Below are 13,195 nucleotides of genomic sequence, written 5' to 3'. Positions count from 1 at the left end.
CCGCAGGGCGTGGAGGGCTCGATGCGAGAAAACAACATCGACCGGGGGAGGGCGCGGGTCCCTCCTGGAGGCCTGCCGTGCGGGTAATTCGAACCGCGTCCTCAGGCTGTTCACGGACCTTCCTAAGGGGGTTAAGTGAAGGTAGTTGAGGCTATGGGTGTGAGCATCACGCAGGCGGAGTTCGCTGTGCTGGTCGGCGTGAGCGAGGCGAAGGTGAGCCAGTTGGTCGGGGAGGGGGTTATCGAGCGCGGCCAGACCGCGCATGCGTGGCTGCTCGCCTACTGCGAACGACTGCGCGAGGTGGCCGCCGGGCGCGCGTCGGTCGAGGCCGGCGGCCTTGACCTTGTGCAGGAGCGCGCCAGGCTGGCTCGAAGCCAGCGCGAGGCGCAGGACATCAAGAACGCCGTGGCGCGTGGCGAGTTCGCGCCCATCGGCCTGCTCGCCGACGTGCTCGGCATGGCATCGAGTGCGGTCGTGGATCGCTTCGAGCAGCTCGAAGGTGCGCTGCGCAAGGCGTGCCCTGAGTTGCCGGATGAAGCGAAGGCCACGGTGCAGCAGGTCATTGCGAACGCGCGCAACGAGTGGATTCGCAGCACCTCGAAGCTGGTCGAAGAAGAGATGGATACGGCGATTCGATTCAGCTATGACTCCGACGACCCGGACGATGAGCAGCGTGTGCCGGACGATCATGGAAGCGAGGAAGCGTGATCTCGCCAACCAACGTTTCGCGTGAAACATTGCGCGCCGTGATCCACGCGGTGAGCCTCGGCCTTGGCAGCCTGCGGGCCGAGGTCTTTCAGACGCTCAGCGAGTGGGCCCGCGACAACTTCAAACTGGCTGGCGAAAGCTCGCACCAGAAGGGTGGATGGATCGCGTGGTCCTTTCAGATCGGCATCCTCGACTTCATGAGCGATGACCGGATCGAGGAACTCGACGTGGAGAAGTCGAAGCGAGTCGGGTACACGAAGATGATCACCGCCTTCGTGGCCTACAACATCGCGCACCGCCGGCGCAAGCAGGCGCTCTGGCAGCCGACAGACGATGACCGCGACAGCTACGTCAAGAGCGAAATCGATCCGATCCTTGATGCGCGCGACGGCGTGCCTTCGGTGCAGGCGGCGCGCCGCAAGGGCGGTGGCAGTGACGACACCATCAAGATGAAGAAGTTTCGCGACAGCGTTCTTCATCTGCTCGGAGGGAAGGCGAAGCGAGCCTATCGGCGCATCACCGTGGCGATTGCCATCCTTGATGAGTGGTCCGCCTTCGACCAGACCATCGAGAAATCGGGCGACCCGGGCGGCCTGGCGAAGGGCCGCCTCGAAGGCGCGCCCTATCCGAAGTTCGTTGGCGGCTCGACGCCTGGCTTCAAAGGGCTGTGCCATGTCGAGCGTGCCGTGCTCAACGCCGAGGGCTTTGTCCGGTTCTACATCGACTGCAAGCACTGCGGCCTTGAGCATCCGCTCGCATGGGGCGGCAAAGGAAAGCTGCACGGCTTCAAGTGGGACCGCGGCAACCCCGCCAGCGTGCACCATGTCTGCCCGCATTGTCGCAAGTCCATTCGGCAAAGCGACTTCCTGCAGGGCGGACTCCCCATGCAGGGCACCTGGGTGTGCGAGAAGACGGGCAAGAGGTTCGGGACGGACAGAGTGTGGCGCGACAGCGCCGGCATGCCCACTCGCCCGCCGAAGACGCTGGGCGTGCACATCTGGGCCGCGTACAGTCCGCAGCGCACCTGGGAAAGCATCGTCAAGGAATTCGAGGAAGCGCTTGACGCGCTCGCCCGCGGCGACTCGGGGCCAATGCAGCTCTTCGTCAACGAGACGCTCGGCGAGACATGGGAAGTCGTCGGCGAGCGCACCGATGAGCATGCGCTGCAATCGCGTGCCGAGGACTACCCTTTGAAGACTGTGCCGGCGGGCGGTCTGATACTGACGGCGGGTGTTGACGTGCAGCGCGACCGTTGGGAAATTGACGTGTGGGCGTGGGGGCGCGGCTTGGAGTCCTGGCACGTCGACCACCACGTCATCCACGGCAATCCTGCGTCCGAAGATGACTGGGCGCCGGTCGCGGCCTACCTGTCGAGCCGCTACGTGCAGGCTTGGCACGGCGGCTCGATGGGGTTGAGCGCAATTTCCATCGACTCGAGCGACCAAACGCAGGCGGTCTATAACTGGGTGCGCAAGACGCAGCATCAGCTTCCGAGGCTGCGCGCCATCAAGGGGCGAGGCGAAGAGAACGTGCCCGTCCTGGGGCCCAGCAGCCCGCAGGAGGTGCGGTGGAACGGCACAAAGATTCCCAACGGCATCAAGCTGTGGAATGTCGGCATCGACTCGGCGAAGGACTTGTTGCTCGGGCAGCTCGCCATCGAGAAGCCGGGGCCGGGCTTCGTTCATTTCAGTCAGGAACTGCCGCAAGAGTGGTTCGAGCAGCTCACGGCCGAGCAGCGCATCCTTGTGAAAGTCAACGGGAAAGAAGCCTACCGCTGGGTCAAGCGTAGGCCGCGCAACGAGGTGCTCGACAACCGCAACTACGCACTGCACGCTGCCTTCGGCCTCGGCCTTCACAACTACACCGACAAGCGTTGGAGCGACCTCGAGGCCTCCGTGCAGCCGGCGCGCGATCTGTTCTCGGCGCCTGCGCCAGCCATTTCGCCGCCCTCAGTTCAAACGCCGGCCCCCGTGCCCGCGGCAAATGCGTCTGGCGCGTCGCATGCGGCGGACTTCGACATCTTCTCTCCCATCGCTCTCAACTAAAAATGACAGAACCACACTCCAGCGACGAGCCGCTCGCAATCATCGAAGAGGAAGCGCGCGCCATGGCCCAGTGCTTCGGCGTCGCTGCGCCGGACGAAGCCGCGGCGTCGCTGATGGACCGCATCCTGCTGCGTCTTGGCGGCGAGCACATCTATTTTCCGAAGCGCCGCACGAGAGCGCGGCAGCAAGATCGCGAAGCGCTGTTGAAGAGATTCGACGGACGCAATCTTTTCGAGTTGGCCCGAGAATTCGGGATGACCCCGCGACACCTTCGCCGCATCCTGTCGGAAGGGCGCGAACGCTAGGCGCTGGCCTTGTCAAAGCCTTGGGTTCGCTCTTATCATCCGCGGCGGTGGTGGTGAAATCGTGGTGGAATTTCAGCGTTCGCGCTGCCATACCGCAAAGGGAAAATCGAGCCGGCGCCTCACTGGCCCCGTCTGAAATGCCGGGCTCCCGATGCGGCAACCAACCAACCTACCGGGTGCAAGGACCGGTGCCAGATTTTGCGTCTTGCTCAACGCTCGTTGAGATCCAGCGAGGGGCCATCGAGGCTCACATCAGTGAAGGGCTCGGGCTCGGCAATGTGCCCTCCGAACAGCGCGTTGAACTGCCTTTCTGCATCGCTCAAGAAATGCAAGATGTCGTCCAGCAGTTCGCGAAATGTTGTGCATTCCCAGGTGACGTTTGGAGCTGCGTTCGCCAACGAGTTGCGCACGTAGGCATCAAGACTCATGGGTGCCGCCGTCAACTCATTTTTCTTGAAACTAGGACTAAGGGTGCGGACGTTGAGCATGGAGAAGGCGCAAACCGGAAGCTCGTAGATCTGGCGCAGGCGATCAAACTCCCGGCGATCCTCTTCCGATAGATGCGCATACCGTTCGTCTCGGGTCGGGCTGAAGGGCTCGACGTACTCCAGGACGCGATCCGCCGTGTCGCCCACCAGTGGGCAGAAGTATCGTTCCCACCAGACGTTGAAGTAGCGTTGCTGCAATTCGAGATATGTGAGTCCGATGATGTTCGTGTTCTGCGTGTATCGCTCAGCACCGGATTGCAGGCCATGCTTCGAGACGATGAACCCGATGTTGCCTCCTGTCTCGTGCATCACAGTCGTGAACGCGTGAACGACGGATTGCGGGATGCTCGCATTCCAGTTCTTGCACTCGACCACGTACCTGATTTTGTCGACGCTTCGCACGTCCACCGCAAACACATCGAGTTCGACCTTTCCGCGCGGGGTCTCTACTTCGACTTCTTTCTCAGCATCGAGGCCGATATTCCGCAGCAGGCGCTGGACGCCTGACTGCAGTTCTTTCCAATCGTCGGGTAGGGGGTGGTCGATCATTTGAAGGTGGACATGTTTTTGTGACATTGTCCAGAAGAAATGTCCGCGATGAACTGTTGTCATCGCATGCATGGGCATTTACCGCCACCTCACCGTTGCAGAACTCCAAGCGATGCGCACGCGCCTGATGGCGTCGCTGCAGGATCGACTCGCATCCCCAACATCGGCCGCCCACAACGGGCGCTCCGTTCAGTATCAACAGAACGTCGCTGAAATCCGCAAGGAAATCGCGGCGTTGAGCGAAGAGCTCGAAGCCCGTGGCGCTGGCGTTTCCGGCGGCGCGGTGCGCGGCCCCATCTACATCGTTTGAAGATGAGCCGCCGCAACCGTCGTCTCATGCCCGCTGGCCCGCGCATCTCCGCGCTTGGCGCCAGCGGCCCCGCGGGCGCCGGGATGAACGCGCACGAAGCCGCTTCAACCAGCGACCTGGCCCTGCATGGTTGGAACCCCATCGGCGGCAGCGCCGATGCGGATCTGCTGCCCGACCTCGACACGCTGACGGCACGCTCTCGCGACCTCGGCCGCAACAACGGCCTCATGGCCGGCGGCATGCAGACGATGCGCGACAACATCGTCGGATCGGTGCTGCGGCTCAGTTCGACGCCGGACTATCGCTTGCTCGGGTGGACGCGCGAGCAGAGCCGCGAGTGGGGCAACGTGGTCGAGGCGAAGTTCCGTTCCTGGGCCGAGACTACCGAGTGCGACGCGGCGCGCACGCAGAACCTGCTCGGCCTCACGCTGCAGGCTCTCGGCGGCGCCATGCTCAACGGCGACGCGTTGGGCTTGCCGCTCTGGCTGCCCCGTCCTGGCACGCGCTGGAACACGCGCTTGATGATGGTCGAGGCCGACCGGCTCGCCACGCCTCTGGGCCTCGAGCATCGCGACGACATCCGCAAGGGCATCGAGTTCGACCGCTGGGGCGCACCTGTGGCGTACCACATCCTCAAGCGCCACCCGGGCGATGTGTTCGCGTTCGGCTTCTATGGCATGACGCGAGAGGCGCAGCTCATGGAATGGGACCGCATTCCTGCGTTCACCGCCTGGGGCCGTCGCCGTGTCATCCACTTGCACGACAAGGAACGCACCGGCCAATCGCGTGGCAAGCCCGTTGTCACGGCCGTGATGCGCGAATTCCACATGGCCGGTAAGTACGCGGCAAACGAGCTGCAGGCCAGCCTTGCGAACTCGCTCGTTGCCGCGTTCCTCGAGTCGGACCTCGATCCGAACTCGGCCGCCGCTCTGTTCGGTGACAACCCTCGCGAACAGTGGAATGCGTCAGTGGCGCAGACCCGCAATATCCGCCAGCTCAAGGGCGCGGCGGTCATTCCGCTGCCCGCCGGTGCGCGTCTCTCCAGCTTCACGCCAGGCCGCCCGAATCAAGCCTTCGAGGCATTCATGCTCGCCTCGCTGCGGCACATCGCCGCAGGAATGAACCTGCCCTATGAACTGCTGCTGAAGGACTTCAGCAAGTCGAACTACAGCAGCGCGCGTGCCGCCTTGCTCGAGGCGTGGCGGTACTTCCACGGCCGCCGCCGCTGGCTCACCGACTACTGGCTTCGAGCCATCTACGAACTGTGGTTCGAAGAGGCCGTGAACGCCGGCGAGATAGAGGCGCCCGGCTTCTATGAGAACCGCTACGCCTATCTGCGCGCTCGCTTCATTTTTGGCGGCCGCGGCTGGGTCGATCCAGTGAAGGAAGCGCAGGCGGCCGGGCTGCGCATCGAAATGGGCATCTCCACGCTTGAGAAGGAATGCGCGGAGCAAGGCGACGACTACGAAGAAATCATGGATCAGCGCGCCATCGAGTTGCGCATGGCCGCTGACCGTGGCCTCAACACCGCGCAGCCCATCGCCGTGGCACTGGCTTCGGCCGGGCAGGGCAAGTCCGACGACGAAGAACAGCCTGGCGCATCCCAAGGGCAGAACGAGGAAACCGCCGCATGAAATACCCCAATCTCGCAGCGCGGATCTTCAACACGCCGCTGCTCATCCATCCGCAGAAGCTCGACGCCATCATTGTCGGCCTGAGCGACCGCTTGCTCGGCGCCATGCCGCTGATGGTCGCCTCGGCCGATGGCTTGCCCAAGCTGGCGCCCGAGCTGTTCTCGACGCGGCGCGGCGAGCAGAGCGACCGCGGCTATCGCGTGGTCGAAGGCGTCGCGGTGCTCAACGTCAACGGCGCGTTGCTGCATCGCAGCCGCCTCGATGTGGCCGAGAGTACTTTCCTCGTGGGCTACAACGACCTGGCCGCCGACCTCGAGGATGCGATGAGCCATCCCGACGTGCATGCAGTGCTTCAGGTCTACGACAGCCCGGGCGGCGAGGCGCAGGGCGCCTTCGAATACGCGCAGCGTGTTTTCGATTTGCGCGGTCGCAAGCCCATGCAGGCCATCGCTGACGGCATGGCGCTGTCTGCCGCCTATCTGGGCGCCAGCGCAGCCGACGAAGTGGCGGTTACCGCAACCGGCTATGCCGGCTCCGTGGGTGTGGTCTCGCGGCACGTCGACTTCTCGCGCGCGCTCGATCAGGACGGCATCACCGTGACGCACATCTTCGCCGGTGCGCACAAGGTCGACGGCAACCCCTACGAGCCGCTGCCCGCCGATGTGCGCAGCGCCTGGCAAGCCGAGATTGACGGGCTCTACACGATGTTCGTGGATGCGGTCGCGCGCCACCGCGGCATGGAAGCGGCGGCCGTGCGCAAGACGCAGGCCGCCAGCTATTCCGGCGTCGCGGCCGTGGCCTCTGGCCTGGCCGACCGCATTGCCACCACAGACCAGCTGATTTCCGAACTGGCCGCCCAACGCGGCCGGTCCTTCCCTGTCGGGCCGACCGCCCGATCCAACGCCAACGACAAAGGAGCATCTATGTCTGGCATTTCCCCCAACGAGGCGGGCGGTCATCAAGCCGCAGCAGCCCCCGCCGGTGCGCCGGCAGTTCCCTCCGCCTTCACGCAGGCCAATGTGGATGCGGCACGCGCCGAGGGCCGCCAGGAGGGCGCGCTGTCCGAGCGCACTCGCGTGAGCGGCATCTTCGCGCACGAGGCCGCGGCCGGGCGCACGCAGTTGGCCATTCAGTGCGTCACCAGCGGCCTGAGCGTCGAGCAAGCCGGCGCCGTTCTCGGTGCCGCACCGGTGGCGACCGCCGCGCCGGTGAATGCCTTCGCCACCGCCATGGCCGCGGTGGGCAATCCCGATGTCTCGGGCGTCGAGGCCGGCAGCGGCGCGCAGACCGACGAGGCCGCTCTCGCGAGCCAGATCGTCGCGAGCTTCCGCGGTTCGCGCTGATTCAACCATTCACAGGAGTTGCGAACATGAACTATCGCCCAAGTTTCTCGACGGAGGGCGTTTCTGCCTCCAAGGTGCTCGTGGCCGGCAACGCCCACCTGCTGGTGGGCCGCAAGGTCACGCTGCTGGCCGGCGCGGTCTACGCGGCCGGCACGGTGCTCGGCGTCATCGCCGCTTCGAAGAAGCACACCGTCAGCGCCTCGGCCGCCACCGATGGCAGCGAAGAGCCGGACCTGATCCTGGCCGAAACGGTAGACGCCACCGCGGGCGACCGGGAGGCGCTCGGCTATGCACGCGGCGACTTCAACACGAGCGCGCTCGTGCTCGGCGCGGGCCACACCGTTGCCAGCATCACCGAAGCCCTGCGCACCAAGGGCATCACCTTGCTGGTCGACGTGGCCTGACGGCCAGCACCCAGCAATCCAACCTCTCAATCAGGAGCAACTTTCATGGACATTTTTTCCATCGGCGTCCTCGCGCGTGTGATCGCCGAGCTTCCGGCCCCCGCGCCGTTCATCCTCAATTCGTTCTTCACGGCCATGCAGACCGAGACGAGCGAGGAAATCCACTTCGATGTGGAGAACGGTCGCCGCCGCCTGGCGCCGTTCGTCGCGCCCATCGTGGCCGGCAAGGTCGTGCAGTCGAAGGGCTTCGTCACGAAGACCTTCAAGCCCGCCTACATCAAGGACAAGCGTGTCTTCGACAGTTCGCGCCCGTTCAAGCGCGCCATCGGTGAGCGCATCGGCGGCGAGTTGACGCCCGCGCAGCGTCTGCAGGCATTGCTCGCCACCGATCTGCAGGATCAACTCGAGATGCTCGCTCGCCGTCAGGAAGTCATGGCCGTGGAAGCGCTGCGTACCGGGAAGGTCACTGTCAAGGGCGAACAATATCCGACCGTGGTCGTGGACTTCGGCCGCCATGCAGACCTGACCGTCGAGCTCCTGGCGGGCGACCGCTGGGGCGAAGCCGGCGTCGACCCGCTCGAAGACGTGCAGGCGTGGTCGATGGGCGTGACGCAGCACTCGGGCGCGGCCGGCAACACGCTCATCATGGACGTGAAGGCTTGGCAGCTCTTCAGCGCTGCGCCTTCGGTGCAGAAGCTGCTCGACCGCTTCCGCGGCGCCGACAAGCTCAACGCGACCGTGACCGGCGAGGGCGGTCGCTACATGGGCAACATCGGCGACTTCGATATCTGGGTCTATGCCGGATGGTATGAAGACCCGGACTCGGGCGCGCTGACCCCGTACCTGCCCGACAACACGGTGCTCATCACGAGTCCGGACCTCGAGGGCACCCGCGCCTATGGAGCGATCAAGGACGAAGAGTCCGGGTTCCAGGCCATGCCGTACTTCTCGAAGTCGTGGGTCGAAAAGGACCCGGCCGTGCGCCTGCTGCTGCTGCAATCGGCCCCGCTGCCGGTGCCGTACCGCGTCAACGCCTCGATGTCGGCCAAGGTTCGCTGAGGCCCTGAGCATGTCCGCACGCGCGCGCTTCGCCGAGATCGAAGCCATGGTGGATGCCGGGGTGCTCGGCCACCTGGCGAACGCCATCGCCACGGTGGCGGGCGTCGACGTGCCGGTCATCTTCGATGTGCCGTCCGCCCAGTCCTTCGACGGGCAGATCGACGCCAGCGCTCCCGAATGCAGCGGGGCTGCCGAGCTGCTCGCGAATGTCGAGCGCGGAGACACCATCGTTCTGCGCGGGCGCAGCTACGAGGTAGTGACTGCGGAGCCCGATGGCGCCGGATTCATCCGCCTCGTGCTTGGGAGCCTCTGATGCTGGCGCTCGAACCTGCAATCGTGGAGCGGCTGCGCGCGAGCCTGGCCGTAGCTTGGACCGTGAAAGGCATGTTCTCCGACGCCGGAAAGCGGGAGCCCGACCTCTTTGCATCCGTGATGTTTGGTGATGCGGATGTGCCGGCAAGCGAAGTGCCGGGCGTGCTGGTGCGGCCGTTGTGGCTTGTCACGCTCGTTGGCAGGCGCGCTGATGCAGAGGCTGCGCCGCAGCTCGACAGCGCCTTCGCGCTCGTTATAGAGGCGCTTCACGGTTGGGCGCCTGGGCAGGTCACCGGCAGGCGCTGGGAGCGTCTTCAGCTGGTGCGCGTGAAGCCGCCACCTTTTCTCGAGAACGGCCTTGTCGGGATCGAACTCGCTTTTTCTACTTCCGCCCGCTTCGACGGGCAACCCTGAAAGGACATCGTTATGCCTATCTCGCACACCAAGACGGAACTGTCGGCCCCTCGCGGCCGGCTTCGCCTGGACATCATGAACGCCCTCGAGGAACTCACGGGCGAAGAAGAAATGGGCAACTGCCCGGCCTTCGTCCTGACCATCGACTCGGAGAAGGCCGAGGAATTCTCGGCCGAGAGCGCGGCCAGCGAACTCATCGGCACGCTGACCGGCAAGGTCAAGCGAACCGCCAAGATCACCTGCAACAACATGAGCATGGCGACCTATCAGCGTTTCCTTGCCGCCACGAGTGAAGTCGTGGTGCAGGCTGCCGTGGCGGTCACTGCCGAGCTGCGCACCGTCGTGCCCGGCAAGATCTATCAGCTCGGCCAGACGGCGGCGAACCCCATCGGGGTGCGCAATGTCACTGCCGTGACCGTCAAGTCCGAAGACGGCACCACGCCCTATGTGGCGGGAGAAGACTTCAACGTCGACCCCGAAACCGGCGCGGTACAGATCATTGCCGGCGGCGGCATCGCGGCAGGCGTCGTGCAGTTCGGCTATACGCCGGTGGCCGGTTCGTACACGCGCCTCAAGACCGGCGGCAACACGTCCTTCCTCTCGGCCATCCGGGTGGTCGCGGACAACGCGGCAGGCAGCAACAAGGACTGGTACATGCCGCGCTGCAGCCTCACACCGTCCGGCGACCTCCCCATCGTGTCGAACGAAGTCGAGTTCGTGAAGGTCGAGTTCGACGTTGACGTTCTCAAGTCCGCGAACGCGGAGGCGGTCTACGTCGGAGGCCGACCGGTCGCCTGATCGAACGCCCGTCCCCGCGCATTGCCGCGGGGGCGTGGTGACGCATGCGGCTTCGCGCAGAGGCTCCATCCGCCGCCATCGCCCCACCCACCTGACCCTCTCTCCCTGTGGCCATTAAGCCGATTCAGATTCTCATCAATGCCAAGGACAACGCGTCCTCGGTGTTCGACAAGCTGCAGCAGCGCGTGATCGCGTTCGCGGTACTGGTGGCCGGCTATTTCGGCATCCAGGCCTTTGCGGGTTGGGTCAAGGGCGGTGCCGACCTCGAGCAAGCGCTCAGCCGCGTGCAGTCGGCCACGGGCGCCACCGCGGCGGAAATGCGGCTGCTGCGCAAGGCGGCTGTTGACGCTGCGGCCGACACCCGTTTCAACTTCACTCAGTCGGAGGCGGCGGGCGCTCTCGAAAACCTGGCGAAAGCGGGTCTGAGTGTCAAGGACGCCATCGCCACGCTGCCCGCTGCCATGCAGCTGGCTCGCGCTGGCGACATCGAACTTGCAGGTTCGGCGGAGTACCTGACCAAGATCGTCAACGGCCTGGGTCTGTCGTTCACGGAGTCGGGGCGGGTGGCCGACGTGCTCGCAAAGGGCGCTAATGCGACGAACACCAGCGTGACCGGCCTGGCGCAGGCGCTCAGTTACGCGGCCCCCCTCGCGAACACGCTCGGCCTCGGCCTCGAGTTCACTGTTGCGATCATCGGCAAGTTCGCCGACGCTGGCATTGACGCCAGCCGCGCAGGTACTGCCCTCAACAGCATCCTCGCGCAGTTCTCCGACCCGGCCAGCAAGTTCCGCACGGAACTGGCCGCGGCCGGGATTACGTCGACCAATTTCGAGAAGGCTCTGCACGAGCTTGCCGCGGCCGGGCCGGCTGGTCAGCGTGCTATCGCTGCGGTGGGACAGGAGGCCGGCCCGGCATTGCGTGCTCTGTTGAACCAGGGTGTCGGCAAGCTCGATGAGTTGAAGAAGTCGCTGCAGGATGCTGGTGGCAGCGCTGCGGCCACGGCGGCCATCATGCAGGCCAACCTCAACGGCGCGCTCGCAAGCCTGCGCACCGCGTGGGACTCAGCCACCAACGCGCTGACAACGCCGGTTTTGCCGGTGCTGAAAGAAGGCGTCGAGCAGCTCGCGGGAGCGCTGCGCGGAGCGGTTGCAGACGGCACTATCGGGCGCTTCGGTTCGGCCATCGCGTCCGCATTCCAGAGCGGCATGAAGTGGGTGCGCGAGTTTCTCGGCACCGTCGATTTCGCCGCAGTCACCGCGCGTGCGCAGGCCTTCGCCGAGCGCATCGGCGCGCTGCTCGACAGCTTCGGCCAGAAGGCGCAGACCACTGGCAACATCGTGCAAACGGTATGGGGCGTCATGGTGGCCGGCGCAAACGTGGTCCTGGCGGCCATCTACAAGCAAGCCGAGGCTATGGCCACCGTGGTAAGCGCGGTGCAGACGGGCCTTGCCACCATCATTGCCGGCCTGGCGAAGATCACCTTCGGCAGCCTCTCGGCCGCGTTCAAGGCTGCCGCCGATGAGGTGCGGCTCTCGGCCGAGGCCACCGGAGCCGTGGCTGATGCGTTCGGCGCGAAGGCGGGCGAAGCCTTCGACCGCGCCGCAGAGGGTGCCGAACAGGCGCGCGCCGGCTGGGCGGGCCTGACCGGCAGCGCTGAGGCAACGACTGCGGCCGCCGCCAGCAGTGCGGCAGCGTTCACGAACATGGCTGCGGACATGAAGGCCGCAGGCGACAGCGCGCAGGACGCCGGGCAGAAGGCCGCTGGCGCCGCCGAACTGCAGCGAGTGAAGGCGGAAGAAGCCCGCGTAACAGTTGAGCGCCTGCGGGCGGAATACGCGCAGGCCATCGCGACCGGCAACCTTGAGCTCGCTACTCAGAAGCTTGATGAGCTGAAGAAGGCCAATCTCGCGGCCGCCAGTTCGGCCAAAGAGAACAGCAAGGCTCAAGAGCAGGCAGCCCTCGAGATTGCCGCGGCGTTCTCCCGTGCGGGCATCGAGACGAAGGCATCGCTCGAGGTTGCGGCCCGGACCGCACTTCGCGACTACGAGATCATTCGCGACAGTGGTCAGGCTACCGCCATCGGCCTCGGCGAGGCTTGGAAGAGGGCGGCGGAGGCCGCGATTGCTGCCGGCAATGGTATTGCTCCCGGCTGGGTGCAGGCGCAGGCTGCGATGCGCGGTTTCGAGATCGTGCTCGACGGCGCGGGGCGCTCCACAGTCAAGCTGCGCGATGCACAGAACGACGCAATGCAGTCGGCCCATGGCCTGGCTGGCGCGCTGCGCGAGGTCACGAACGCACGCGAGCGCGACATCGAGGCACGCGAGAAGGCAAACGCTCTGAAAGAGCGCGAGAACGCCCTTGAGAACAAGCGCCTCGGCCGCGATGCCGGCGGCTTCTCCATCGACAAGAACGGGAAGACCGTCAACGCTGGCAGCGACCTGGGCACCCTGACCGGCATCGCCGCGTTCCTGAAGAACGCCGGCGTCAACGACGACGCGACCGCGCGCCGCATCGCCCGCGAATTCGCCGACGAGAAGGGGAACGTCCAGTTCTTCAACAACCCCGGCCAGAAGAAATACGGCGGCGACACGCTGAGCTTTGCGCTGCTCAAGGCCGCCGAGAAGATCACCTTCGGGCAGGACGGGCCGGCCGCCGGCGTGCCGACCACGATCCCGCGGCCCGAGAGCGGCCGCACGGTGCGGCTCGAACTGAACCTCAACGGGCGCGACCTGGGCACCGTCAACACCGATCCCGCCGGCGCCGGCGCCATCGAAGGTTTGTTCACCGAACTGCGCGCCGCGCGCGGCAGCGCTTCGAGGGGTTGAC

General features: G+C 65.4%; 13 protein-coding genes. 12 read left to right on the top strand and 1 reads right to left on the bottom strand.

Translation table 11 applies throughout. The annotated features are described in order from the left end of the window. Positions 1-153 precede the first annotated feature (153 nt). The 3 genes from VPA02S_RS03705 to VPA02S_RS03695 are packed head-to-tail and all read left to right on the top strand — an operon-like array spanning position 154 to position 3,058. The gene (locus VPA02S_RS03705; RefSeq protein WP_062362242.1) at positions 154-708 is read left to right on the top strand and encodes a hypothetical protein; all 555 of its coding nucleotides are present in this window, start codon (positions 154-156) and stop codon (positions 706-708) included. Continuing rightward, positions 705-2,753, top strand: coding sequence for a phage terminase large subunit family protein (locus VPA02S_RS31260; RefSeq protein WP_244883368.1), 2,049 nt, complete (start codon positions 705-707; stop codon positions 2,751-2,753). Before VPA02S_RS03705 ends, VPA02S_RS31260 begins: the two co-directional genes overlap by 4 nt. Positions 2,754-2,755: 2 nt before the next feature. After that, entirely contained in the window at positions 2,756-3,058 is a 303-nt protein-coding gene (locus VPA02S_RS03695) for a Mor transcription activator family protein (protein ID WP_062362240.1), read from the top strand. Between the two features lie 209 nt (positions 3,059-3,267). Here the strand turns inward: VPA02S_RS03695 and VPA02S_RS03690 are convergent, their stop codons facing one another. After that, the gene (locus VPA02S_RS03690; RefSeq protein WP_062362237.1) at positions 3,268-4,095 is read right to left on the bottom strand and encodes a restriction endonuclease; all 828 of its coding nucleotides are present in this window, start codon (positions 4,093-4,095) and stop codon (positions 3,268-3,270) included. A 70-nt stretch (positions 4,096-4,165) separates the two neighbouring features. Between VPA02S_RS03690 and VPA02S_RS03685 the strand changes: the two genes are divergently transcribed. The 9 genes from VPA02S_RS03685 to VPA02S_RS03645 all read left to right on the top strand — a co-directional run bounded on the left by VPA02S_RS03685 (position 4,166) and on the right by VPA02S_RS03645 (position 13,194). Next, entirely contained in the window at positions 4,166-4,405 is a 240-nt protein-coding gene (locus tag VPA02S_RS03685) for a hypothetical protein (RefSeq protein WP_062362235.1), read from the top strand. 2 nt (positions 4,406-4,407) lie between these two features. After that, positions 4,408-6,039, top strand: a complete 1,632-nt coding sequence (locus VPA02S_RS03680) for a phage portal protein (protein ID WP_062362233.1) — start codon at positions 4,408-4,410, stop codon at positions 6,037-6,039. Continuing rightward, positions 6,036-7,382 carry a S49 family peptidase gene (locus VPA02S_RS03675; RefSeq protein ID WP_062362231.1) on the top strand — a complete coding sequence of 449 codons (1,347 nt, stop codon included), beginning with the start codon at positions 6,036-6,038 and terminating at the stop codon, positions 7,380-7,382. The genes VPA02S_RS03680 and VPA02S_RS03675 overlap by 4 nt, the downstream gene beginning before the upstream one ends. Positions 7,383-7,408: 26 nt before the next feature. Further along, positions 7,409-7,786 carry a head decoration protein gene (locus VPA02S_RS03670; RefSeq protein WP_062362228.1) on the top strand — a complete coding sequence of 126 codons (378 nt, stop codon included), beginning with the start codon at positions 7,409-7,411 and terminating at the stop codon, positions 7,784-7,786. A 45-nt stretch (positions 7,787-7,831) separates the two neighbouring features. After that, positions 7,832-8,845, top strand: coding sequence for a major capsid protein (locus VPA02S_RS03665; protein WP_062362225.1), 1,014 nt, complete (start codon positions 7,832-7,834; stop codon positions 8,843-8,845). 10 nt (positions 8,846-8,855) lie between these two features. Next, positions 8,856-9,158 carry a head-tail joining protein gene (locus tag VPA02S_RS03660; RefSeq protein WP_062362222.1) on the top strand — a complete coding sequence of 101 codons (303 nt, stop codon included), beginning with the start codon at positions 8,856-8,858 and terminating at the stop codon, positions 9,156-9,158. Then, positions 9,158-9,571: a hypothetical protein gene (locus tag VPA02S_RS03655; protein WP_062362220.1), complete on the top strand. Its 414-nt coding sequence runs from the start codon at positions 9,158-9,160 to the stop codon at positions 9,569-9,571. Before VPA02S_RS03660 ends, VPA02S_RS03655 begins: the two co-directional genes overlap by 1 nt. A gap of 12 nt (positions 9,572-9,583) precedes the next feature. After that, positions 9,584-10,369, top strand: a complete 786-nt coding sequence (locus tag VPA02S_RS03650) for a phage tail tube protein (RefSeq protein WP_062362217.1) — start codon at positions 9,584-9,586, stop codon at positions 10,367-10,369. A gap of 107 nt (positions 10,370-10,476) precedes the next feature. Next, positions 10,477-13,194: a phage tail tape measure protein gene (locus VPA02S_RS03645; protein ID WP_062362214.1), complete on the top strand. Its 2,718-nt coding sequence runs from the start codon at positions 10,477-10,479 to the stop codon at positions 13,192-13,194. The last annotated feature ends 1 nt before the right edge of the window (position 13,195 follow it).

Origin of the sequence: Variovorax paradoxus NBRC 15149 (assembly GCF_001591365.1) — a bacterium.
Lineage (GTDB): Bacteria > Pseudomonadota > Gammaproteobacteria > Burkholderiales > Burkholderiaceae_C > Variovorax > Variovorax paradoxus.
This window is presented reverse-complemented; position numbering and strand designations above follow the sequence as displayed.

Coding starts and splice junctions, on each gene's coding strand:
- VPA02S_RS03705 (WP_062362242.1), top strand. CDS start 154: ATGGGTGTGAGCATCACGCAGGCGGAGTTCGCTGTGCTGGTCGGCGTG.
- VPA02S_RS03695 (WP_062362240.1), top strand. CDS start 2,756: ATGACAGAACCACACTCCAGCGACGAGCCGCTCGCAATCATCGAAGAG.
- VPA02S_RS03690 (WP_062362237.1), bottom strand. CDS start 4,095: ATGATCGACCACCCCCTACCCGACGATTGGAAAGAACTGCAGTCAGGC.
- VPA02S_RS03685 (WP_062362235.1), top strand. CDS start 4,166: ATGGGCATTTACCGCCACCTCACCGTTGCAGAACTCCAAGCGATGCGC.
- VPA02S_RS03680 (WP_062362233.1), top strand. CDS start 4,408: ATGAGCCGCCGCAACCGTCGTCTCATGCCCGCTGGCCCGCGCATCTCC.
- VPA02S_RS03675 (WP_062362231.1), top strand. CDS start 6,036: ATGAAATACCCCAATCTCGCAGCGCGGATCTTCAACACGCCGCTGCTC.
- VPA02S_RS03670 (WP_062362228.1), top strand. CDS start 7,409: ATGAACTATCGCCCAAGTTTCTCGACGGAGGGCGTTTCTGCCTCCAAG.
- VPA02S_RS03665 (WP_062362225.1), top strand. CDS start 7,832: ATGGACATTTTTTCCATCGGCGTCCTCGCGCGTGTGATCGCCGAGCTT.
- VPA02S_RS03660 (WP_062362222.1), top strand. CDS start 8,856: ATGTCCGCACGCGCGCGCTTCGCCGAGATCGAAGCCATGGTGGATGCC.
- VPA02S_RS03655 (WP_062362220.1), top strand. CDS start 9,158: ATGCTGGCGCTCGAACCTGCAATCGTGGAGCGGCTGCGCGCGAGCCTG.
- VPA02S_RS03650 (WP_062362217.1), top strand. CDS start 9,584: ATGCCTATCTCGCACACCAAGACGGAACTGTCGGCCCCTCGCGGCCGG.